This window comes from Sphingomonas gei (genome assembly GCF_004792685.1).
Taxonomy (GTDB): domain Bacteria; phylum Pseudomonadota; class Alphaproteobacteria; order Sphingomonadales; family Sphingomonadaceae; genus Sphingomonas; species Sphingomonas gei.
The window spans coordinates 245,196-267,411 of sequence record NZ_SRXT01000002.1 but is presented as its reverse complement, the minus strand read 5'-3'; the positions used below and the strand labels follow the sequence as shown (position 1 = coordinate 267,411).

Genomic DNA, 22,216 nt, shown 5'->3' with positions numbered 1-22,216 from the left:
CACACTGTATGACAAACAGTATGTACAAATGCAAGGGGCACATCGTGATTATCCGGAGGGCGACCAACCCACTGACTTGTCACCGCTTTCTATAATGAGGGACCGAGGCGCGTGACTCACCACGTCGATCGGCGGGGTGAGGTTCATGAAACTTCTCGCACGAGTCCTTTTGTCGCTTTGCGGTTTGGCACTGTTCGCGGCGCCGGCTGTCGCGCAGCGTTTCGATGCGCCGCCGGTGGCGCCCATCGGTGCCGCGCCGAACCAGACGATTCCGGTCCGCGATGGCCAAAATCGCTATTCGACGCCCAATCGCGACCTCAACCGTGACGAGGCCAGCTGGCACGTCCGCGCCGCGCTCAACGTCGCCGCGCTCGGCTGCCGCGATGCAGCCGAAATCGAGACCGTCGCCGCCTATAACCGGCTGCTTCGCGCGCAGCGCGACAGCCTCGCCGCCGCGGACGCCGGGGTTAAGGCGCTTTATCGCGAGCGCCACGGCGCCGGCTGGGAAGATATTCACGATCGGCAGATGACGCGGCTCTACAATTTCTTCGCCCAGCCGACGGCACATGACGGCTTCTGCCTGGCTGCGCGCGAAGTACTCGCCCGCGCCGACACCGTCGAACCCATCCAGTTCGCCGACTTCGCCGCCGAAGCGCTGCCCCGGCTCGAGGCGCCCTTCACCGATTTCTATCGCAACTACGAGACGTATCGCGTCGCGTATGCCGCATGGCAGCGCGGTGACGCGGCGCCGGCAGAGATGGCATCCGCAGACATCGCACCGCGTCAGTTGAGCGCGCTGGTTCCCTGAGATCATCGGCGCCGCGGGGAGAATAGCGCGGGCCGATGCAATCTGTTAGCGCGAAGGCATGGCCCTCACTGCCGCTGCCTCCGCCCGCGAGATATTGACCCGCCTCCACGACGTGATGGCGAAACGACTGCCCGCGCAGTCCAAGCTCAATTCGGTCGTCGAGATCATCGGGACGGTATTGGATAGCGAAGTCTGCTCGATCTATCTGCTGCGCGAGGGGCTGCTCGAATTGTTCGCCACCCGCGGCCTCGCGCAGGAAGCGGTCCACGTCACCAAGCTCGCGCTCGGCGAGGGCCTGGTCGGCACGATCGCCAAGAATGTCGAGACGTTGAACCTCGACGAGGCAGCGACGCATCCCGATTTCGCCTATCGCCCCGAGACTGGCGAGGACCGGTTCCACAGCTTTGCCGGCGTGCCGATCATCCGCCGCGAACGCGCCGTCGGCGTGCTCGCGGTTCAGCATGTCGAGCCGCGGCGCTATGCGGATGTCGAGATCGAGGCGCTGCAGACCGTCGCGATGGTGCTTTCCGAGCTGATCGCCAATGCCGATCTGGTCGATTCGACCGGCGGCGCCACCACCCGACTGCAACCAACCGCCGCGGCGCATGCCCATGGCTTCAAGCTGGTCGACGGGATGGCGGCGGGAGTCGCGGTGTTCCACCAGCCGCGCATCACCATCGAGCATACCGTCGCCGAGGACGTCGAAGTCGAGCGCCACCGCGTCTATGCCGCGTTCGACAAGATGCGCGACCAGATCGAGCGCATGGCGAGCCAGGCCGAATTCGGCGGCGGCGGCGAGCATGACGAAGTGCTCGCGACCTACAAGATGTTCGCCTATGACGAGGGCTGGTCGCGGCGGATCAACGAGGCGATCGACAGCGGCCTCACTGCCGAGGCGGCGATCGAGCGCGTCCAGCAGCGCACTCGGCAGCGCATGCGCGAGATCGACGATGCGCTGCTCCGCGATCGGATGCACGATCTCGAGGATCTGTCGAACCGGTTGCTCCGCATCGTCTCGGGGCAATTGGGCACCGCCGCGCAGATGGGGCTGCGCCACGATTCGATCCTGATCGCGCGCAACCTCGGCCCCGCCGAACTGCTCGAATATGACCGGCGCCGGCTCAAGGGCGTGATCCTCGAGGAAGGCTCGCTCACCGCGCACGTCACGATCGTCGCGCGGGCGATGGGGATACCCGTGCTCGGCCGGGTCCGCGACATCCGCCGGCTGATCGCCGAGGGCGACATGCTGCTGCTCGACAGCGGCGAGGAGAGCGTGTTCATCCGCCCGAGCCCGGCGATGATCGAGGTGTTCGAAGCCAAATTGGTGGTCAGCCAGAAGCGCCGCGCCGCCTTTGCCGAGCTGCGCGGTGAAGTGCCGGTCACGCGCGACGGGCACCGCGTAACGGTGATGATCAATGCCGGTCTGCGCGACGATCTCGCCGCGTTGGATCTCACCGGCGCCGACGGGATCGGGCTGTTCCGCACCGAATTCCAGTTCCTCGTCTCGGCGACCCTGCCCCAGCGCGAGGCGCAGCGCCGGCTGTACAAGGACGTGCTCGACTCCGCCGGCGAGCGCCCGGTCACCTTCCGCACCGTCGATATCGGCGGCGACAAGGCTTTGCCCTATCTCAATCACGACGCGGACGGCGAGGAAGAGAATCCGGCGATGGGCTGGCGCGCGCTGCGCCTCGCGCTCGATCGCGACGGCCTGATGAAGGCGCAGGCGCGGGCGCTGATCGAGGCGGGCGCCGGCAAGACACTCAACATCATGTTCCCGATGGTCTCCGAACCGTGGGAGTTCGACGCGGCGCGCGAGCTGTTCGAGGCGCAGCGCGGCTGGCTCGCGGCGCGCGGCAAGAAGCTGCCGACCGAGATCCGCTACGGCGCGATGCTCGAAGTGCCGGCGCTCGCCGAAGTGCTCGACCTATTGCTGCCGCGTGTCGACTTCCTGTCGATCGGCACCAACGACCTCACCCAGTTCCTGTTCGCCGCCGATCGTGCGCATCCCAAATTGGCGCTGCGCTACGACTGGCTCAGCCCGTCGATCCTGCGCTTCCTCAAACGCGTCGTGGATCAGGCACACGCGGCGGGCGTGCCCATCGCGGTATGCGGCGAGATGGGCGGCAGGCCGCTGGAGGCGATGGCGCTGATCGGGCTCGGCATCGACCGGCTGTCGATCACCCCCGCCGCGGTCGGACCGATCAAGGCGATGGTCCGCTCGCTCGATCGCGCGCCGCTGATCGAGGCGATGCAAGTCTGGCTCGCCGATCCGGGCAGGTCGCTGCGCGAGCCGCTCGCCGCCTGGGCAGTCGAGCATTCGGTCGAACTCGCCTGATCTTTCGCCCGATTTCCCGAAGGCGGCGTTGACACGCGCATTCTGCTGGGAGACACCCGCGCAAAGGCGGGAGCGCTTCGGGCCGCAACCCTTCTGCCGGAGAAAAGAATGGAAGGCGAATCCGCCGATAACGCGACGCTGTTTCCCGCCACCGTGGGCGAGAAACTCCGTGCGGCGCGCGAGGCGCAGAAGCTCGAGCTGAGCGAAGTCGCCAGCCGTACCCGTATCCCGCAGCGCCATCTCGAGGCGATCGAGAACGGCACTTATATCGGCCTGCCTTCGATCACCTACACGATGGGTTTCGCCAAGGCCTATGCCCGCGCGGTCGGCGCCGACGAGGTGGCGATCGGCCGCCAGCTGCGCGAGGAATTGGGCGACCAGCCCGAGCGCCCCGCGCCGCCGCCGGCTTATGATTTCGACGAGCGCTCGCGCGTGCCGTCGCGCAGCATCGCCTGGGTGGGCGCGGTCGTCGCGATCCTCGTGCTGATCGGCGTGGGCCTCTGGTACGGCACCGACTGGTTCCGCGGTACCGCGCCGAGCGACGAACCCGTCGCGATCGAGAATGTCGGCGATGGCGGCAATGCCAGCGCGGCGGCACCGACGCCTGCGCCGATCGCCGGCGGGCAAGTGACTCTGGTAGCGACCGACACCGTCTGGCTGCGGATCAGCGACGCCAGCGGCAAGCGGCTGTTCGAGAAGGAAATGGCGGCGGGCGAACGCTATGACGTCCCTGCCGCCGCCGATCGTCCGCGCATCCGCACCGGGCGGCCCGATCGTCTGCAGGTGCTGGTCAATGGCTCGAACGTCGCGCCGCTCGGCACCGGTGACGAGACCGTCGAAGCCGATATCAGCGCGGCGGCGCTGCAGGCGCGCGGCGCGCAATCGGGCGCGCCGGCAACGCCGTCTGCCGCACCCGGGCAAGTCCCGGCTGGCAACACGACGGCGATACCTTAAGGCTGGCGACAGGCGCGGCGTGTCAGCTATAGCGGCGGTGCGTAGCTTAATTCCCGAAATCCTGCACCGGGGGGTGTGACGAATGCGTTATTGGATGACTGCGGCGGCTTTGTCGGCGCTCCTCGCGGGCACAGGCTCCGCTCATGCCCAGTCGACGGCGGTCGAAGGCCGGGTCGACCGGCTCGAACGCGAGATGCGCGCCGTGCAGCGGAAGGTTTTCCCGGGCGGCGCCGGCCAGACGATCGAGCCGCAGATCGTGCCAGAGACCAGCACCGAAGTCTCCGGAACCCCGGCGGGCACCCCGATCAGCGACTTGACCCAGCGCGTCGCCGCGCTCGAAAACCAGGTCCAGACGCTGACCGGACAGGTCGAGCAGGACGGCTATCGGCTGAAGCAGCTCGAGGACGGCTTCAACGCCTATAAGCGCGCGACGGATGCGCGGCTGAAGGCGCTCGAGGCGAGCGGATCGAGCCCTGGCGGCTCCGATGCCGATCCGGTGATTGCCCCGGTCGACCTCGGCGGAGCGCCGGCACGGCCGACCCGGCCGACGCGCCCTGCGCCAACGGATACACGCCCTGCGCCGGCCGAGGACACCGCCGCGCCGAAGCCGAGCGGCACCCGTGCCCAGCAAGTCGCCGCGGTGGAAAAGCCCAATAGCGGCGATCCCGCCGAGGATGGATACACCTATGGCTATCGGCTGTGGCAGGCCAAGCTCTACCCCGAGGCCCGCCGCGAGCTCGAGGGCGTGGCGACCAAATATCCGCAGCACCGCCGGGCGAGCTTCTCGCAGAACCTGCTCGGCCGCGCCTATCTCGACGCCGGCGCGCCGAGCCTCGCCGCGGTGGCGTTCTACGAGAATTACAAGAAGAACCCCAATGGCGAGCGCGCGCCCGACAGCCTCTATTATCTCGCGCAGGCACTCACCAAGCTCAAGAAGCCCGCCGGCGAAGTGTGCAAGGTCTATACCGAGCTCGACCAGTTGTACGGCGCGCGGCTCTCTGCCGAGATGAAGACCGGAATTGCCGAGGGACGTGTCGCGCAAAAGTGCAAATGAATTGACGCCCCCGGCGGAGCAGATTGCGCGCTTCCGACGCGATCTGGAGGCGTTGACGCCCGGACCCGGCGCACTTGCCTTGGCAGTTTCGGGCGGCGCGGACAGCATTGCGATGCTGCTGCTCGCCAGGGCCGCGGTGTCCGGAAGGCTCTGCGCCGCCACGGTAAATCACGGCCTTCGCGCAGCCGCGGCGGACGAGGCGGCGATGGTGGCAGAGCTTTGCCGCGACTTGGCCGTGCCCCACACTATCCTGACAGTGGAAAAGCCGATCGAGGGCGCGAGCATCCAGGCGCGAGCGCGCGATGCGCGCTATGCCAAGCTGCTCCAATGGGCGCTTGATGCCGGCGCCGGTGCGCTCGCCACGGCGCATCACGCGGACGATCAGGCCGAGACTTTCCTGATGCGCGCCGCACGCGGCTCGGGCACGCCGGGATTGGCGGGCATTCGCGCACGGCGCCTCGCGACTTGGTTCGATCGCGAACTATTGATCGTGCGGCCCTTACTAAAGTGGCGACGCGACGAGCTTCGTGCAATCGCGGAAGCCGCCAAAGCGCCGTTCGTCGACGATCCGAGCAACACCGATCCCGCCTATGACCGCACGCGCTTTCGCGAACTGATCGCGCACAGCCCGGAACTCGACGTACCCGCGCTCGCCGCCAGCGCGGCACATGCCGCCGAGGCCGAGCATGCACTGATGGAAATCGCCAGCCACGAGTGGCTGCTGCGTCGGCGGTGGGATCTCCGCGAAGTGGCGTTCGATCCTGTCGGACTGTCACGCGGGCTGCTGCGCCGGCTGACTCAGTTCGCAATCGATGCCGTGCGCACGAGGGAGAAGGAAGAACAGCCCTTCGACAAGCTCAGCGCGAATGGAGAGAGCGTTGTCCTCTCCACCGTTGGCGCTGAGCTTGTCGAAGCGCCGTCTTTCTCCGAACGCGCGCCCCTCCGCGGCGAAAGCCTCGACCGCCTCCTCGCCACGCTCGATGCTGGCGGCACTGGTACGATCGCGGGAGTGAAGGCCAGCGCAAGACATGCCGAGTGGCGCTTCAGCGCAGCCCCGCCGCGCCGATCACACTGATTGACCCAAACATCCGCGCTGTTCCATTGCCATTAACTTGGCCGTGCCTATCTTGATGGGCGAAAGGTATCGAGCGCGATATGAATGACAACAACAAGCCGCAGGGTCCCGAAAACGGTGGCGGCAATCCCTGGATGAAGAGCCTCCTGATCTGGGTGGGCATCCTCGCGGCGCTGGCGCTGTTCGTCACGATGTTCGATCGCCCGAGCGCCCAGAGCGCCGGCGACGCGATGTCCTATTCGAGCTTCCTCGACAAGGTGCAGGCCGGCGAGGTCAAGGCGGTCAACATCGCCGCGGGCTCGGCGGGCACCAGCCTGGTCTCGGGCACGCTTTCCAGCGAAGCCAAGTTCCGCACCAATGCGCCCAACGATCCGCAGCTGATCTCGACGCTGCGCGCGAAGGGCGTCGCGATCAACGCGCGCCCCGAGGAGCCGCCCTCGGTGTGGTTCTACATCCTCTATCAGTCGCTCCCCTTCCTGCTCTTCCTCGGCATCGCGTTCTTCGTGCTGCGCCAGATGCAGAAGAATTCGGGCTCGGGCGCGATGGGCTTCGGCAAGAGCCGCGCCAAGCTGCTGACCCAGAAGGAAGGCAAGGTCACCTTCGACGACGTGGCCGGCATCGACGAGGCGCGCGAGGAGCTGCAGGAGATCGTCGAGTTCCTCCGCGATCCCACCAAATTCGCGCGTCTCGGCGGCAAGATCCCCAAGGGCGCGTTGCTCGTCGGCTCGCCCGGCACCGGCAAGACCCTGCTCGCCCGCGCGATTGCGGGTGAGGCAGGCGTTCCGTTCTTCACCATCTCGGGCTCGGACTTCGTCGAGATGTTCGTCGGCGTCGGCGCGAGCCGCGTGCGGGACATGTTCGAGCAGGCCAAGAAATCGGCGCCGTGTATCGTCTTCATCGACGAAATCGACGCGGTCGGCCGTTCGCGCGGCGCAGGGCTGGGCAACCAGAATGACGAGCGCGAGCAGACGCTCAACCAGCTCCTCGTCGAGATGGACGGCTTCGAAGCGAACGAAGGCATCATCATCATCGCGGCGACCAATCGCCCCGACGTGCTCGATCCGGCGCTGCTGCGTCCGGGCCGCTTCGATCGCCAGGTCGTCGTGCCGCGTCCGGACATCGAAGGCCGGGTGAAGATCCTCCAGGTCCATATGAAGAAGGTGCCGCTGGCGCCCGACGTCGATCCGCGCACCATCGCGCGCGGCACGCCGGGCTTCTCGGGCGCCGACCTGGCGAACCTGGTCAACGAAGCGGCATTGCTCGCGGCGCGCCGCGGCAAGCGCCTCGTCGCGATGAGCGAGTTCGAGGATGCCAAGGACAAGGTCATGATGGGCGCCGAGCGCAAGTCCATGCTGATGACCGAGGACGAAAAGCGCATGACCGCCTATCACGAGGCCGGTCACGCCATCGTCGCGATGCACGAGCCGGCTTCGGATCCGATCCACAAGGCGACGATCATCCCGCGTGGCCGCGCCTTGGGCATGGTGATGCGCCTGCCCGAGCGCGACCAGAATTCGATGCACCGCGACCAGATGTATGCGCATCTGTCGATCGCGATGGGCGGCCGCGTGGCCGAGGAACTGATCTTCGGCTATGATCGGGTCAGTTCGGGCGCATCGTCGGACATCCAGTCGGCGACGCGTCTGGCACGCTCGATGGTGACCAAATGGGGCATGTCCGAAGCGGTCGGTCCGCTCGAATATGCCGAGGACGAGCAGAGCTATCTCGGCTATGGCGGCAGCCGCGCGGCACCGATGTCGAACGAAACTGCGCAGCTGATCGACGGCGAGATCAAGAAGCTCGTCGAAGGCGGGCTGAACCGCGCCAAGCAGGTCTTGACCGACCATATCGATCAGCTCCACGGCCTCGCACAGGCGCTGCTCGAATATGAGACGCTCACCGGCGAAGAGATCAAGCGGCTGATCGCGGGCGAGACTCTCGACCGTGAAGATACCGGTTCGAAAGCCGCTCCGGTCGCAGCTGCGGGGACTTCGATCCCCAAGATCCGCAAGCCCAAGGGTCCGTTCGGAAATCCCGCGCCGCAAGGTGCGTAAGTTCAGTTGACGTTAAACGCGTCGCGACTAGCCCTCCGAGCAATCGGAGGGTTTTTCGTATGCGGCGTTTGATGGGTGCGGTTGTTGCGGCAAGCCTGGCGGTCCTGCCGACCGCGGCACAGGCGATGAGCGTCGCGCAATTCCTCGCCAAGGCGAAGGCGCTGCAGGCGCAAGGCGCGCTGGCGCTCCTTTCGCCCGACGCCGAACTGCTCAAGCGCGAAGTCTCGGCGATCCGCGCCGCCTACACCGCCGATCTCCGTGCCGCCCGCGCGGCCGGCAGAACCCCGCACAGCTGCCCGCCCGAAACCGGCAAGCCGAAACTGAACCCCCGGCAGATGCTCGCCGAGCTCGAGAAGATCCCGCGGGCGAAGCGCGGCATGAGCATGAAGGCCGCGGTCTACGCCTATATGAAGCGCACCTATCCGTGCCGGTGAGCGCTCAGCCGGTCATCCCCATCGCCAACAGGATCACCACGAACAGCGTCAGCACGATCGTGATGAAATGGGTCAGCACGATCGCCCGCAGCGTCGCCGACCACCAGCGCAGCCGATAGGCCTGCTGCAACTGCCGGGTAATGTGCACGAACGGGATCAGCAGTCCTGCCGTCACCAGCCATCCGGAGGAAACGCCCAGCGCCGCGGCCAGCGTGATCGCGATGAACAGCAGCGACATGAACGCGATCGAATAGGTGATGAAGATCGCGTGGTCGTAGAGCTTGTATTCGCGCTTCCAGCAGAACAGCAGCCACAGGAAGGGCAGCGACAGCGGGATCAGCAGCCACGAGAATTTGTAGATGCTCGACTGGAGCTTGTAGAGCATCAGCGACGGGTTCTTGTTCCACTTTTCGATGCCGTGATCGAGCGGTGCCCAGCCGCTGAAGCGCGTGGTGGCGCGGAAGCCTTCGGCCTCCGCCGCCTTGGATTCGCTCTCGAACGTCGGAATTTTCTTCAGCGTCGTATCGATCTCGGCGAGCCGCGACTCGTATTTGGCCCGCTGGCGCGCATCCGCCGGCGCAGGCTCGAGGTCCTTGAGTTCCGCGATGGTGTCCGCGCGGCGGCGCAACAGCTCCTTGCGCGCCTCCTCGATCCGCGCCTTCGGTCCGCCCGCGCGCAGGTCGGTAGGCGGCGAAAGCCCGGCCCAGGAGAAGACCGCGAACATCGCGAAGATCGAGAACAGGAAGATCGCCATCGGCGAGACGAAGCGCGCACGCTCGCCCGCGATGTAGCGCCGGGTGAGATCGCCCGGGCGCCAGGCGAGCAGCGGCAAGGTGCGCCAGAACTTGCCCTCGAAATGGAACACGCCGTGGACGATCTCGTGCCCGACGGCGTGGAGCGAGCGATGGACGTGGCCCGCCTGCCCGCATCGGTAGCAATGCGGCCCGATCAGCGCGGTACCGCAATTGAGGCACATCTCGTGTGCATCGTCATGCCCCTCACCCGCCCGCGGCTCCAGCGCGCGGCCGAGCAATCCTCCGGTGACGATTTCGCCGGCTGCTTCGAATTCCCCCATCCGCCACGACCTACCAGCTTGTGCCAAGTCGTGCTAGCGGGTGCAGCATGGCCGACGCCGATATCCCGATGCTGATCGCCGACATGGCCGCCCGCGCCCGCACTGCCTCGCGGGCGCTCGCCGCGATGCCGCGCGCGGACAAAAGCCACGCACTGGTCGTCGCCGCCGCGGCGATCCGCGAAGCCAGCGACGCGATCGTCGCCGCCAATGCCGAGGACATGGCCGCGGCCGAGGCCTCGGGGCTGTCGGGCGCATTGCTGGACCGGCTGCGGCTCGACGCGGCGCGCGTGGCGGCGACCGCCGCAGGGGTCGAAGCCGTAGCGCATCTCGACGATCCGGTCGGCAAGATGATCGAGCGCGTCGAGCGCCCCAACGGGCTGGTGCTGACGCGGGTGCGCATTCCGATCGGAGTGATCGGCATCATCTATGAGAGCCGCCCCAACGTCACCGCCGATGCCGGCGCATTATGTGCGATGTCGGGCAACGCCGCGATCCTGCGCGGCGGATCGGAGGCGATCCGCAGCAATCGCGCGATCCACGCGGCGCTCGCCCGAGGCCTCGAAGCCGGCGGCATGCCGGCCGACGCGGTCCAGCTCGTCCCCGTCACCGATCGCGCCGCGGTCGGGGCGATGCTCACCGCCGAGGGCGCGATCGACATGGTCGTCCCGCGTGGCGGCAAGGGCCTCGTCGCGCGCGTGCAGGCGGAAGCGCGGGTCCCCGTGCTCGCGCATCTCGACGGGCTCAACCACACTTATATCGACCGCGCCGCCGATCCGGCGATGGCGCGGAGCCTGGCGCTCAACGCCAAGATGCGCCGCACCGGCATCTGCGGCGCCACCGAGACCCTGCTGATCGACCGCGGCTTTGCCGATCCCGCGCCGGTGCTCGCCGCGCTCGCCGACGCCGGCTGCGAAGTGCGCGGCGACGCCGAAATCCAGGCGATCGAGCCCCGCGTCGGCGAGGCCAGCGCCGAGGACTGGGACACTGAATATCTCGACGCGATCCTCTCGGTGAAGCTGGTCGACGGCGCCGACGCCGCGATCGCGCACATCGCCGCGCACGGATCGCACCACACCGACGCGATCGTCACCGAAGACGCCGCCACCGCCGAGCGGTTCCTCGCGCAAGTCGACAGCGCGATCGTGATGTGGAACGCCTCTACGCAGTTCGCCGATGGCGGCGAATTCGGCCTCGGCGCCGAGATCGGCATCTCCACCGGCCGCCTCCACGCCCGCGGCCCGGTCGCGCTCGAGGGCCTGACGACCTACAAATGGGTCGTACGCGGCACCGGCCAGGCACGGCCTTGACGGACGCCGTGACGCTTTGGCGTCCCATCGGTCCCAAGGAGCTGGAGCTGATCGAAGCAAGCGACATGCGGGCTTTCCCGCCACGCCTTCCCGAACAGCCTATCTTCTATCCGGTCACCAGCGAGGACTATGCGATCAAGATCGCGCGCGATTGGAACCTCCCCGAGAGCGGATCGGGCTTCGTCACGCGCTTCGAGGTGGAGCGCGACTTCCTCTCCCGCTATCGAGTCGAGGAAGCCGGCGGCCGTGCGCATCGCGAATATTGGATCCCCGCCAAGGACCTCCCGGCATTCAATGCGGCTATCATTGGCGCGATCGAAGTCACGCATCGCTTCCCCGAATGAAACGCATCGGTCTCCTCGGCGGCTCGTTCAACCCGGCGCATCGCGGCCACCGCAGGCTCTCGCTCCACGCGCTCCGCGCGCTCGGCCTCGACGAGGTGTGGTGGCTCGTCTCCCCCGGCAACCCGCTCAAGCCAGACAAGGGTATGGCCCCCTTCCCCGCCCGGCTCGCCTCGGCGCGCAAAATGGCGCGCCACGCGCCGATTCGCGTCAGCGACGTCGAGGCCCGGCTCCGCACCCGCTACACCGCCGACACGCTGGCCAGGCTCCCCCGCCTCTACCCCAAGCACCGCTTCATCTGGCTGATGGGCGCCGACAATCTCGCCCAGTTCCACCAATGGCGCGACTGGCGGCGGATCGCCCGACAGGTTCCGATTGCGGTCATCGCGCGTCCGGGCTATGATGCGCGGGCTCACGCTAGTCCCGCGATGAGTTGGCTGCGGCGCGCTGTGCGGCCCGCAGGCCAGGCAAAGAAATGGACGAGTTGGAGATTGCCCGGCCTCGTGCTGTTGCGCTTCCGCCCCGATCCGACCTCGGCGACCGCCCTTCGCGCCGCCGATCCTGTCTGGCACCGGCACTTTTCGAACGCGCGTGGGATACCCATATCCACGCCGCTAGTGCCGTCTCCACAGCCGCGCACAGACTTGTTGCAACCCTGAGGAACTAACTTGGCAACTTCCCCCAATGTGCAGCGCACCCCCGCCGATGGCGTCGAGGCTCTGCATGCACTCGTGATGACTTCGCTCGACGACGATCAGGCGGTCGAGACCGTCTCGATCCCGCTCGCCGGCAAGAGCAGCATCGCCGACTATATGGTCGTCGCCTCGGGCCGCTCGACCCGGCAGGTCGCGTCGATGGCGACCAAGCTCGCCGAGAAGATCAAGGCCGAGTTCGGCCGCTCGCCGCGGATCGAGGGGCTGCCGACTGCCGATTGGGTGCTGATCGACGCCGGCGACGTGATCATCCACTTGTTCCGGCCCGAGGTCCGCAGCTTCTACAACCTCGAGCGGATGTGGTCGTTCGGGGAAACGGCGGGGCAGGCCTGAGCGGCTAAGGGTCTGGACCCGATACCGGCAACGGCCGTGATCGTCCCTGGAAGTCTGCTGGCAAGGCGGATCGCGCAGTCGCGTAGCGGCGCTACGCGCAAGCGGTCCAACGCAGTCCAGGAGGCTTCCAGGGACGACCGCGAAGCGGCGGGCCGATTTTGGCGCACGGCCACGTCATTCGTCGGTCACGATGACACCGCATCGCTCCCTCCTCTTTCCTCCCCGTGCGCCAAAATCGGCTCCGTCCCGGCCATTGCCGGTATCGGGCCCAGACCCTAGGAGCGGCGATGCTGCTCCATATCGTCGCGCGGGGGCGTATCGGGCGTGGTCCCGAGGCGGAGCTCGTCGAGCGCTATCTCAAGCGAATCGCCTGGCCGACGCGTGTCACCGAGCTTCCCGATAGCGGCGGCAAGATGCCCGATCGCGGCACCGGCACTCGCCTGATCCTGCTCGACGAGACCGGCGAGAACCTGCCCTCGCGCATCCTCGCCGAGCGGCTGGGGCGATGGCGCGACGACGGGGCGCGCGAAACGCGCTTCCTGATCGGCGCGGCCGACGGTTTCGACGACGCGCAGCGCGCCGAAGCCGACCTTTTGCTTTCCTTCGGGCGCGCAACCTGGCCACACTTGATGGCGCGCGCGATGCTCGCCGAGCAATTGTGGCGCGCCACCTCGATCCTTGCCAACCACCCCTATCACCGCGAAGGGTGAGCGATGGGACCCGCGCGGAGCATCGCCATCGCCGCCGCCTTGCTGGCCATGCTCGTCGCGGGGAGCATGGCGCCTGCCCAGGAATTGCGCGAACAACAGGCGCGGCTGAAATCCGCGACCGCGGCGTCGACCGCCGCCGAGGCGCGCGCGCGCGCACTGGAAGCCGCCGCCGCCAACGAGCGCGACCGCGCGGCCCAGGCGCGCGGCCAGGAAGCCGCCGCCGCCGAGCGGATCAAGGCGGCCCAGGCCGAAATCACGGCCGCCGAGGCGCGAATCGCGATCGTCGACCGGCTTCTCGCGGCGCAGCGCGTCCAGGTGGCGGAGCGGCAGGGTCCGATCGTCCGGCTGATCGCCGCGCTGCAATCCATGACGCGGCGTCCGGCGGTGCTCGGGCTGATCCAGCCTGGCTCGACCGAGGACATCGTCCATGTCCGCGCCGTGCTCGGCACGACGCTGCCGGTGGTCGAACGGCGCACCGCCGAGGTTCGCGCCGAACTCGCCCGCGTCCAGCAATTGCGCGCCAATGCGGCGGGCGCCGTGGCGAGCCTGCGCAACGGTCGCGCCCGGCTCGAGGCCGAGCGCATCGCTCTGGTCCGGCTCGAAGCCACCCACCGCGCGCGATCGCAGCAACTCGGGCGCAGCGCATTGGTCGAATCGGATCGCGCGCTCGCGCTCGGCGAGCGCGCCCGCGACCTCGTCGACCAGATGCAGTCGCAGGACGAGGCCAGCCAGGTCCAGCGTGCGCTCCTGGGCCTGCCCGGCCCATTGCCGCGCCCCGGAGACGAGGCGGATCGGCTGCCCAGGCGCATGCCAGCCTATCGCCTGCCGGTTTCCGGCCAGCTGATCACCGGCATGGGCGAGCTCTCCGCCACCGGGGTGCGCGCCCGCGGACTGACCCTGGCAACCGCGCCGAGCGCCCGCGCCGTTGCCCCCGCCGCGGGGCGCGTCGTCTATGCGGGACCGTTTCGCGGCTATGGCGGCGTCGTGATCGTCGATCATGGCGACGGCTGGACTTCGCTCGTCGCGGGGCTCGGCGGGCTCGCGGTGCGCGTCGGTGATCGGGTCGCGCAGGGCCAAGTGATAGGCCGCGCCTGGAAAAGCGGCGAGCCGCGCGTCACCGTCGAGCTGCGCCGCCGGGGCCAGCCGATGGACCTCGCGCAATTGCTCGACTGACAGGCCGTGTAAATGCCGTTATCCTGCACTAAATCAGTAAGCTCGTTTTTGTCGAAAGTCGTATGATGCTGCGTCCGCTTCTTCAGGTCACTGCCGCCGTCAGCGCGCTCGCGCTGGTTCCCGTCGCTTCGGGGGCGATGGCCGGCGTCGACACCAACAGCTACCGCGAGCTCGACACCTTCATGGAAGTCTACAACCAGGTGAAGGCGAACTATGTCGAGAAGGTCGACGACAAGACGCTGGTCAAGGGCGCGATCGCCGGCATGCTCGCCGCGCTCGATCCGCATTCCAGCTTCGCCGACGGACTCGATTTCGACAATCTCAAGATCCAGACCGAAGGCAATTATGGCGGGCTGGGCCTGACCGTGACGCAGGAGGAAGGCGCGGTGAAGGTCATCGCGCCGACCGAGGATACTCCCGCGGCGCGCGCCGGCATCAAGTCGGGCGACTTCATCACCCATATCGACGGCAAGTTCATCGTCGGCGGCAGCCTCGACGAGGCGATCGAGCAGATGCGCGGTCAGCCCGGCACCAAGATCAACCTGACGATCGTCCGCCCCGGCGCCGAAAAACCGCTCCAGCTCACTCTGGTCCGCGAGATCATCATCCAGAAGCCGGTGAAGTGGGAAGTCAAGAACGGCGTCGGCTATATCAACATCAACACCTTCACTGCGCAGACCGGCGCCGATACGGTCAAGGCGATCCAGGAAATCGACAAGAAGCTCGGCCGCAAGCCGCTCGGCTATGTCGTCGACTTGCGCGAGAATGGCGGCGGGCTGCTGAGCGAGGCGATCGCGGTCTCAGACGTGTTCCTCGGCCATGGCGAGATCGTCTCGCAGCGCGGCCGCGAGAAGAACGATATCGAGCGTTATTATGCCGAATCGATGGTGCCGGGCGATCTCGCGCGCGGGTTGCCGGTGATCGTGTTGGTCGATTCGGGCACTGCCTCGGCCTCCGAGATCGTAGCGGGCGCGCTGCAGGATCATCATCGCGGTCTGGTGATGGGCGTGCGCAGCTTCGGCAAGGGGTCGGTCCAGACGATCCTGCCGATGGGCGCGCGCGCGGCATTGCGGCTCACCACGGCGCGCTATTTCACCCCGTCGGGCCATTCGGTGCAGGAAGGCGGGATCAAGCCCGACCTGCTCGTCCCGCAGCTGTCCGATCCCGATTACAAGGACCGCACCGTGATCCGCGAGGCGGATCTCAGGAAGCATCTGATCAACGCCGAAAAGGTCGACGATGCGACGCTCGAGCAGGACGCGCGCACCGATCCGCGCTTCGCGGCGACTCCCGACCAGCTCAAGAAGCAGGGCATCGACGACTTCCAGCTCCACTATGCGCTGCAGACCATCGCGCGCTCGGCGGGCAAGCCGCAGGTCGCGATCAAGGGCCGCTGAGCGATGCGCCGGGACGAGCTCCGCACCGCGCGGCTGATCGCGCTGCTGCTGCCGGCGGGGTTGCTCGCCGGCGCTTGGGGATCGCAATGGTTCGGGCTCGTACCGTGCGAGATGTGCCATTGGCAGCGCTGGCCGCATTATGCCGCCGTCGTCGTCGCGGCATTGTCCTTCGCGCCGCTGCCCCGCCCGGTGCAGATGCTGTTCGTGCTGTTCGCCGGCGTGCTGATCGCGGTGAGCGGCGCGATCGGCGTATTCCATGCCGGCGTCGAATATCATTGGTGGCAGGGGATCACTGCCTGCACCGCCCCGATCGGCCACGGCGACGCGATGGAGATGCTCAACCAGGCACTGCGCCGCCCGCTGATACGGTGTGATGTGCCGCAATGGACGCTCTTTGGGATCAGCCTCGCGGGCTTCAACGCGATCCTGTCGCTCGGCGGCGCAGCGGCGATCTTCGCGCTGGCGCCGCGCAGGGGCCGGCGATGAGCTGGAAGCCGGGCGACCCCCGCGAAGGCACCGAAGCGATGGTCCGCGTGGATCAGGCGGGCGAATATGGCGCGACTCGGATCTATGCCGGGCAGCTGGCCGTGATGGGCGACCGCACCCCCACCGCGCGGATGATCAACGGCATGGCCAATCAGGAAGAGCGCCACCGCGCCTTTTTCGATTCGATGATCGCAGCGCGCGGCGTCCGCCCGACCGCGCTCCAGCCGTTCTGGAATGTCGCCGGCTTCGCGCTCGGCGCCGTCACCGCGGCGATCGGGCCGAATGCCGCCATGGCCTGCACCGCTGCCGTCGAGACCGAGATCGATTTGCATTACCAGCGCCAGCTCGCCGAGCTGGGCGACGGCGATCCCGAGCTCAGCCGCGCGGTGGCCGAGTTTCGCGACGAGGAACTCGAGCATCTGGACACGGCGCTGGCCCATGGCGCGGAGGCGGCGATCGGCTATCCCCTGTTGTCCGGATTGATCCGGCTCGGCTGCCGTGCTGCGATTGCCGTGTCGAAACGGATATGACAGGCCCGGTTCAGCGTTGACGCGCCAGATTGGGTGTAAGGAGAAGCCAGGATGCTCAAGCGGATTGTAATCGGAGCAGCGCTGGCCGCAGCGCCCCTGCTGGTGCCGGCCGCGCAGGCGCAGAACGCTGCGCAGAGCGGTGTCCTGGTCATTTATGGCAGCGACAAATGCCCGACCAATGACAATGGCGAGGAAGTCGTCATCTGCCAGCGGCTCGACGAGGCCGAGCGCTTCCGCATTCCGCAGACCCTGCGCAACCAGACCGGCCGCCCGCAGGCGAACCAGAGCTGGGCAGTGCGCTCGCAGGACGCGCTCGAGGCCGGCCGCACCGGCACCGGCAGTTGCTCGACCGTCGGCCCGGGCGGCCAGACCGGCTGCTTCGTCCGCCAGGCAACCCGCGCCCGCGCCGAATCGAACGCACGCCGCGACGAACAGACCGACCTGCCGCTGCCTTGAGGCGCGCTTTTCCTCTCCCTGCGGGAGAGGTAGCTTGCTGCCTCGCGGAGCTGGAGTCGATTTCAGTTAGATATCAATAGTTCCCGGCTAGGCGGTGGCGCTTGGCTCGCCAGGTTTGCAGTGCAGGTCTGAACACCTCTTGCAATGTAGGATTTCGTTTGCTGAGATCGATGCGCCGCTCTGCGGTCGCTCTTTGACAATATGGATCCCTACCGGAGCACCACGCGCGTCTGGCGCAGACCTTTGTGATTCGGGACGGCCCAGTCGCCGCTCGGACGCGCGCGATAGTGTGACCCTGGTGTGACTTTCGCTTCGCAGGATGCGCGCGCGGCGGCGCGATCGCCCTCACGTTGCTCGCGAGCGGCTTCCCATTGAGCGCTGACGACAGGCTCAGGGCGAGCGGCTCGGGCTCACCCAACTCCGACTAAGCCTATGCTTCGCAGAGATTCAGTCTGCGCATCCCCTTCGACGAGAGAGGGGAGGCCCATCGACCAGCCACACCGGCGGCGCGCGCAAAACGCACTCCCCGATGATCCACAGCATCGCCGCAGCGCGCACCCCCGCCACAATCGCGACATGCGTCGGTGTGGTCGCCGGCCAACCCTGCTCCATCCCGGCAAACCACCAAAACTCCGCGAAATAGGCGGCGACGTCCCCAAGCACGAACAGCGCCACCGGCCACAGCCGCGGCGCCGTCATCAGCAGCAGCGGGTACAGCCACAGATCGAATTGCGGCGAATAGACCTTGTTGGTCAGCATGAACCAGGCGAGCACCGGAGTGAACAGCACCCATAGATGCGCGCGATGCCGGCGCCAGCCGAGCCCGACGATCAGCGCGAAGCCGGTGACGAAGGCGATCGCGGCATACAGGTTGCGCTCCGCAATCCCGGTGTACCACCAGCCCATGTTGGCGAGGACGTCCCATGTCGCCGCGACGGTCCCCGCCCGCCCCTGCGAGAAACGATAGAATTCGCTCCAATTCTCGCGGGCGAACAGCGCTACCGGCAAGTTGACCAGCACCCATACCCCGATGGCAGCGGCAGACAGCGTCGCCGCGCGGACCAAGCGTTGCGGCCACGGCCGGGCGTCGCCGAACAATGCGCTCAGCCCGATCAGCGGCAGCGCGAGCACCGGGAACAGCTTGGCCGCGGTGCCCAATCCCGCCGCCGCCGCCGCGGGCACCAGCCGCCCGTCGCGCGCCAGCAGCACTGCGCCGACTGCCAGCGCGGTCGCGGCCATGTCCCAATTATGCCCGACATAGAGGACCAACGGTGGCGCCAGCGCCCAGCCCCACAGGCGCCGCGCGTCCATTCCCGCCGCGAGAAACCATTTGAGCACCAGCGCGGCGAGCAGCGCATTGGCGATGACCGCCACGCCGAGAAAGTGGAAGTCGCGCGCGTGCTTGCCGAACAGCAGCCGGGTGGCGCTCCCCTCGGCCCAGATCTGCGCCCCGGTGACCACCGGATATTCCATCCGCGTCTCGAAATAGGGGATTTTACCCTGGTCGACTGCGCGACCCTGCCAGAAGGGCATCACGTCGTTGTAGCAACCGGTGGTATATTGCTCGGCCTCGGTCCAGCCGCCAGGCACGCAATGCCCCTTGAACAGCCAGCCGGCGCTGCACGTGAGTGCCAGCGCGAGCCAAAGCGCGGCGATGCGCCAGTTCACGTCCCGCGGAAGAGCCCAGCCCATGCCGGGGTGCTTATCGCGTGCGACGAACCGCGTCCATCATCGCTGGACTCAGCGACAACAAGAACATAGATAGAACGAATGGCACAATTGGACATGCGCGCGAAGCTGGCGATCCTCGCGGACGCGGCGAAATACGACGCGTCCTGCGCGTCCTCGGGCATTGCCAAGCGCAATTCGAAGGATGGCAAGGGGATCGGCTCGACCGAAGGCATGGGCATCTGTCATGCCTATGCCCCCGACGGCCGCTGCATCAGCCTGCTCAAGATCCTGCTGACCAACAGCTGCGTGTTCGACTGCCATTATTGCATCAATCGAAAGAGCTCGAACGTCCGCCGCGCGCGCTTCACCCCCGAGGAAATCGTCGACCTCACCTTAAGCTTCTATAAGCGCAATTATATCGAGGGGCTGTTCCTATCGTCCGGCATCATCCGCTCGCCCGATTACACGATGGAGCAGATCGTCCGCGTCGCCCAGCTGCTGCGCGAGGCGCATGACTTCCGCGGATATATTCACCTCAAGACGATCCCCGACGCCGATCCCGCGCTGGTCCACCAGGCGGGGCTGTTCGCCGACCGCATCTCGATCAATGTCGAATTGCCCACCGTCGCCGGGCTGACCCGACTGGCGCCCGAAAAATCGGCACCGCGGATCGAAGCCGCGATGGGCAATGTCCGCCACGATCTCGACAATTCGACAGATGCCGGCAAGCGCTTCAAGTCCGCGCCGAAATTCGCCCCCGCCGGCCAGTCGACCCAGATGATCGTCGGCGCCGACGCCGCGACCGACGGCGACATCATCACCCGCGCTGCCGGGCTCTACGACCGCTTCAAGCTGCGCCGCGTCTATTATTCGGCGTTCAGCCCGATCCCCGACGCCAGCGCCGTTCTCCCGCTCCAGCGCCCGCCGCTGATGCGCGAGCATCGGCTCTACCAGTCCGACTGGCTGATGCGCTTTTACGACTACCAGCCCGCCGAAGTCGCCGACGCGGCCGATCCCGCGACGGGGATGCTGCCGCTCGACATCGATCCCAAGCTCGCCTGGGCGCTGCGCTTTCGCGATCGCTTCCCGGTCGACGTCAACCGCGCGCCGCGCGAGGCGTTGCTGCGCGTGCCGGGGCTCGGCGTGAAGGCAGTCGACGCGATCCTCGCCACCCGCCGCTGGCGGCGGCTGAAGCTCGCCGATGTGGCGCGGCTGACCGCTTCGATCGCCAAGGTTCGCCCGTTCCTGATCGCCGAGGATTGGCGCCCGGTAGCGCTCGCCGACCGCGCCGACCTGCGCCCGCTCGTCGCGCCCAAGCGCGAGCAGCTCGAACTGTTCGCCGCCTGAGAATGACTCGCGGCTGAAACAAGCGCGGCATTCGCCGGTTGGACCGGCAAAGGAGATTCCCATGGCCGACGCACGCATTTTCGAGGACCTCAAGGCCGATCACAATCGGCAGCGCGCCCTGCTCAAGCGCGTCGGCGACAATCCGGGTACCGACGGCCCGCGCCGCGAGGCTTTCGAGACGCTACGGCTCGAGCTCCAGGCGCACGCCGCGGCCGAGGAGGAATCGCTCTATTCGACGATGCTCGCCGATCCCGAATTGCGCGAGGATGCCCGCCATTCGGTCTCCGAGCACAAGGAAGTCGACGATTTCCTCGGCGAATTGCTCGACTTGGAATTCGGCTCGCCCGAATGGGACGCCAAGTTCGGCGAGATGCGCCACCGCTACGAGCATCATATCGACGAGGAAGAGGAAGATATGTTCCCCGCTGCGTCTGAACGCCTGCCCGCCGAAGTCGAGGAGCGGCTCGCGCAAGTGTTCGAGGAGCGCAAGCCCGCCGAACTGGAACGCGCCGAGGAAAATGCTCCAGGCGACGAGCGCGAATAACCGCCAAGGGCGCCGATGCGGGTCGTAGCGCTGACGGCGGAGGATGATTTCGAGGGCTGGCGCGATGCCGCGCGGGCGCTGGCCGGCGCGCGCGTGCCGCCATCGGAACTGGTGTGGCAGGTCGGCGAAATTGCCGTCGACTTGTTCGGCGACGAGGCAGTTCTCGCCCCCGCCACGCCGGCCGGCTTTCGCGTGCCGCGCGCCTTCCTCGATCTCGCGCAGAGCGTGGTGCTCCACGCCGACTCGCAGCGCTTCGCCTTGCTCTACACCTTGCTCGCCGGGCTGATCGCCGAACCGCGCCGGATCGACGATGCCGCCGATCCCCTGGTCCGCCGGCTCGAGGAAATGGCGAAGGCGGTGCGCCGCGACATCCACAAGATGCGCGCCTTCGTCCGCTTCCGCGAAGTCCAGGACGAAGCCGGCGCGCGCTATGTCGCCTGGTTCGAGCCCGAGCATCACATCGTCCGCGCCAATGCCCGCTTCTTTGTCGATCGCTTCGCCAATATGCGCTGGTCGATCCTTACCCCCGCGCTGTCGCTTCACTGGGATTGCGAGACGCTCGCCGAAGGGCCCGGCGCGACCAAGGCCGATGCCCCGGGCGACGATCCGGTCGAGGATGTCTGGAAGACCTATTACGCCTCGACCTTCAATCCGGCGCGGCTGAAGACCGGCATGATGCTCAAGGAGATGCCGCGCAAATACTGGAAAAACATGCCGGAGACGGCGTTGGTGAAGGAGCTGATCGCGACGGCGCGGCAGCGGGAGACCGGCATGGTGGCGAAGGCGCGGACCGCGATCGGCGGCAATATCGAAGCGGCGTGGCAGGCGTTGCGCGACGAGGCGGCGGGCTGCACGCGCTGCCATCTCTACCAGCACGCCACCCAGACCGTGTTCGGAGAGGGCCCGATCGATGCGCGGATGATGTTCGTCGGCGAGCAGCCGGGGGATCAGGAGGATCTTGCCGGGCGGCCGTTCGTCGGGCCGGCGGGGCAGATGTTCGACAAGGCGATCCATGCGGCGGGGATCGATCGCGCCACGGTCTACGTCACCAATGCCGTCAAGCATTTCAAGTTCGAGCCGCGCGGCAAACGGCGCATCCACGCCAAGCCCGATGCCGGCGAGATCAGCGCCTGCCGCTGGTGGTACGAGCAGGAGCGATTGCTGGTGAAGCCCGAGATGACCGTGGCGCTCGGCGCGACCGCCGCGCGGCAGATGCTCGGCAAGGCAGTGACGATCACCGCGACGCGCGGGCGGGCGATCGAGCTGGCCGAGGGCGCAATCGGCTGGGTGACGATCCACCCCAGCTTCCTGCTGCGCCTGCCCGACCGGAGCCGCGCCGAGGACGAATTCGCCGCGTTCGTCGAGGATCTGAAGGGCGCGGCGAAGGCGCTGCGATAGAACAGCATTGTTCCCCGGCGA

Annotated in this window: 22 protein-coding genes; 20 read left to right on the top strand and 2 right to left on the bottom strand. The window is 67.3% G+C overall.

The features are described from left to right. Positions 1-184: 184 nt before the first annotated feature. The 7 genes from E5A73_RS05315 (at position 185) to E5A73_RS05285 (ending at position 8,714) form a co-directional block, all read left to right on the top strand. Positions 185-808 carry a hypothetical protein gene (locus E5A73_RS05315; RefSeq protein WP_206366388.1) on the top strand — a complete coding sequence of 208 codons (624 nt, stop codon included), beginning with the start codon at positions 185-187 and terminating at the stop codon, positions 806-808. Between the two features lie 58 nt (positions 809-866). Continuing rightward, positions 867-3,143 (top strand): phosphoenolpyruvate--protein phosphotransferase, encoded by a 2,277-nt coding sequence (ptsP, locus tag E5A73_RS05310; RefSeq protein ID WP_135962761.1) that lies wholly within the window; start codon positions 867-869, stop codon positions 3,141-3,143. A 108-nt stretch (positions 3,144-3,251) separates the two neighbouring features. Next, positions 3,252-4,097, top strand: coding sequence for a helix-turn-helix domain-containing protein (locus E5A73_RS05305; protein ID WP_135962760.1), 846 nt, complete (start codon positions 3,252-3,254; stop codon positions 4,095-4,097). 82 nt (positions 4,098-4,179) lie between these two features. After that, positions 4,180-5,151, top strand: coding sequence for a tetratricopeptide repeat protein (locus E5A73_RS05300; RefSeq protein ID WP_135962759.1), 972 nt, complete (start codon positions 4,180-4,182; stop codon positions 5,149-5,151). Position 5,152: 1 nt separating this feature from the next. Then, entirely contained in the window at positions 5,153-6,226 is a 1,074-nt protein-coding gene (gene tilS / locus E5A73_RS05295) for a tRNA lysidine(34) synthetase TilS (RefSeq protein ID WP_240700043.1), read from the top strand. An 80-nt stretch (positions 6,227-6,306) separates the two neighbouring features. Next, positions 6,307-8,280, top strand: a complete 1,974-nt coding sequence (ftsH, locus tag E5A73_RS05290; RefSeq protein ID WP_135962758.1) for an ATP-dependent zinc metalloprotease FtsH — start codon at positions 6,307-6,309, stop codon at positions 8,278-8,280. 71 nt (positions 8,281-8,351) lie between these two features. Continuing rightward, positions 8,352-8,714 carry a hypothetical protein gene (locus E5A73_RS05285; protein ID WP_240700042.1) on the top strand — a complete coding sequence of 121 codons (363 nt, stop codon included), beginning with the start codon at positions 8,352-8,354 and terminating at the stop codon, positions 8,712-8,714. 4 nt (positions 8,715-8,718) lie between these two features. Here the strand turns inward: E5A73_RS05285 and E5A73_RS05280 are convergent, their stop codons facing one another. Then, positions 8,719-9,789: a DUF3667 domain-containing protein gene (locus E5A73_RS05280; RefSeq protein ID WP_135962756.1), complete on the bottom strand. Its 1,071-nt coding sequence runs from the start codon at positions 9,787-9,789 to the stop codon at positions 8,719-8,721. A gap of 47 nt (positions 9,790-9,836) precedes the next feature. Here E5A73_RS05280 and E5A73_RS05275 point away from each other — a divergent pair, with 47 nt between their 5' ends. From E5A73_RS05275 to E5A73_RS05230, 10 genes are all read left to right on the top strand, one after another. Continuing rightward, positions 9,837-11,096 carry a glutamate-5-semialdehyde dehydrogenase gene (locus E5A73_RS05275; RefSeq protein WP_135962755.1) on the top strand — a complete coding sequence of 420 codons (1,260 nt, stop codon included), beginning with the start codon at positions 9,837-9,839 and terminating at the stop codon, positions 11,094-11,096. Positions 11,097-11,104: 8 nt separating this feature from the next. Beyond that, positions 11,105-11,440 carry a hypothetical protein gene (locus E5A73_RS05270; protein WP_240700041.1) on the top strand — a complete coding sequence of 112 codons (336 nt, stop codon included), beginning with the start codon at positions 11,105-11,107 and terminating at the stop codon, positions 11,438-11,440. Further along, positions 11,437-12,096: a nicotinate-nucleotide adenylyltransferase gene (locus E5A73_RS05265; RefSeq protein WP_135962753.1), complete on the top strand. Its 660-nt coding sequence runs from the start codon at positions 11,437-11,439 to the stop codon at positions 12,094-12,096. Before E5A73_RS05270 ends, E5A73_RS05265 begins: the two co-directional genes overlap by 4 nt. 75 nt (positions 12,097-12,171) lie before the next feature. Beyond that, positions 12,172-12,483: a ribosome silencing factor gene (rsfS, locus tag E5A73_RS05260; RefSeq protein ID WP_206366411.1), complete on the top strand. Its 312-nt coding sequence runs from the start codon at positions 12,172-12,174 to the stop codon at positions 12,481-12,483. Between the two features lie 287 nt (positions 12,484-12,770). After that, positions 12,771-13,193 (top strand): 23S rRNA (pseudouridine(1915)-N(3))-methyltransferase RlmH, encoded by a 423-nt coding sequence (locus E5A73_RS05255; RefSeq protein ID WP_135962752.1) that lies wholly within the window; start codon positions 12,771-12,773, stop codon positions 13,191-13,193. A 3-nt stretch (positions 13,194-13,196) separates the two neighbouring features. Further along, positions 13,197-14,366, top strand: a complete 1,170-nt coding sequence (locus E5A73_RS05250; protein WP_135962751.1) for a murein hydrolase activator EnvC family protein — start codon at positions 13,197-13,199, stop codon at positions 14,364-14,366. Positions 14,367-14,431: 65 nt separating this feature from the next. Next, on the top strand, positions 14,432-15,763 hold the full coding sequence (locus E5A73_RS05245; protein ID WP_135962750.1) for a S41 family peptidase: 1,332 nt from the start codon (positions 14,432-14,434) through the stop codon (positions 15,761-15,763). Between the two features lie 3 nt (positions 15,764-15,766). After that, positions 15,767-16,249, top strand: a complete 483-nt coding sequence (locus E5A73_RS05240) for a disulfide bond formation protein B (RefSeq protein WP_135962749.1) — start codon at positions 15,767-15,769, stop codon at positions 16,247-16,249. Beyond that, on the top strand, positions 16,246-16,779 hold the full coding sequence (locus E5A73_RS05235; RefSeq protein WP_135962748.1) for a demethoxyubiquinone hydroxylase family protein: 534 nt from the start codon (positions 16,246-16,248) through the stop codon (positions 16,777-16,779). Before E5A73_RS05240 ends, E5A73_RS05235 begins: the two co-directional genes overlap by 4 nt. 51 nt (positions 16,780-16,830) lie before the next feature. Further along, entirely contained in the window at positions 16,831-17,235 is a 405-nt protein-coding gene (locus E5A73_RS05230; protein WP_135962747.1) for a hypothetical protein, read from the top strand. A 447-nt stretch (positions 17,236-17,682) separates the two neighbouring features. Here the strand turns inward: E5A73_RS05230 and E5A73_RS05225 are convergent, their stop codons facing one another. Next, positions 17,683-18,927: a DUF2029 domain-containing protein gene (locus E5A73_RS05225; RefSeq protein WP_135962746.1), complete on the bottom strand. Its 1,245-nt coding sequence runs from the start codon at positions 18,925-18,927 to the stop codon at positions 17,683-17,685. 78 nt (positions 18,928-19,005) lie between these two features. Between E5A73_RS05225 and E5A73_RS05220 the strand changes: the two genes are divergently transcribed. From E5A73_RS05220 to E5A73_RS05210, 3 genes are all read left to right on the top strand, one after another. Next, complete coding sequence (locus tag E5A73_RS05220) at positions 19,006-20,253, top strand: putative DNA modification/repair radical SAM protein (protein WP_135962745.1); 1,248 nt, start codon at positions 19,006-19,008, stop codon at positions 20,251-20,253. 61 nt (positions 20,254-20,314) lie between these two features. Continuing rightward, a complete protein-coding gene (locus E5A73_RS05215) occupies positions 20,315-20,797 on the top strand; it encodes a hemerythrin domain-containing protein (RefSeq protein WP_135962744.1) in 483 nt (160 codons plus the stop codon). A gap of 15 nt (positions 20,798-20,812) precedes the next feature. Further along, positions 20,813-22,195, top strand: coding sequence for a UdgX family uracil-DNA binding protein (locus E5A73_RS05210; RefSeq protein WP_135962743.1), 1,383 nt, complete (start codon positions 20,813-20,815; stop codon positions 22,193-22,195). Positions 22,196-22,216: the final 21 nt, after the last annotated feature.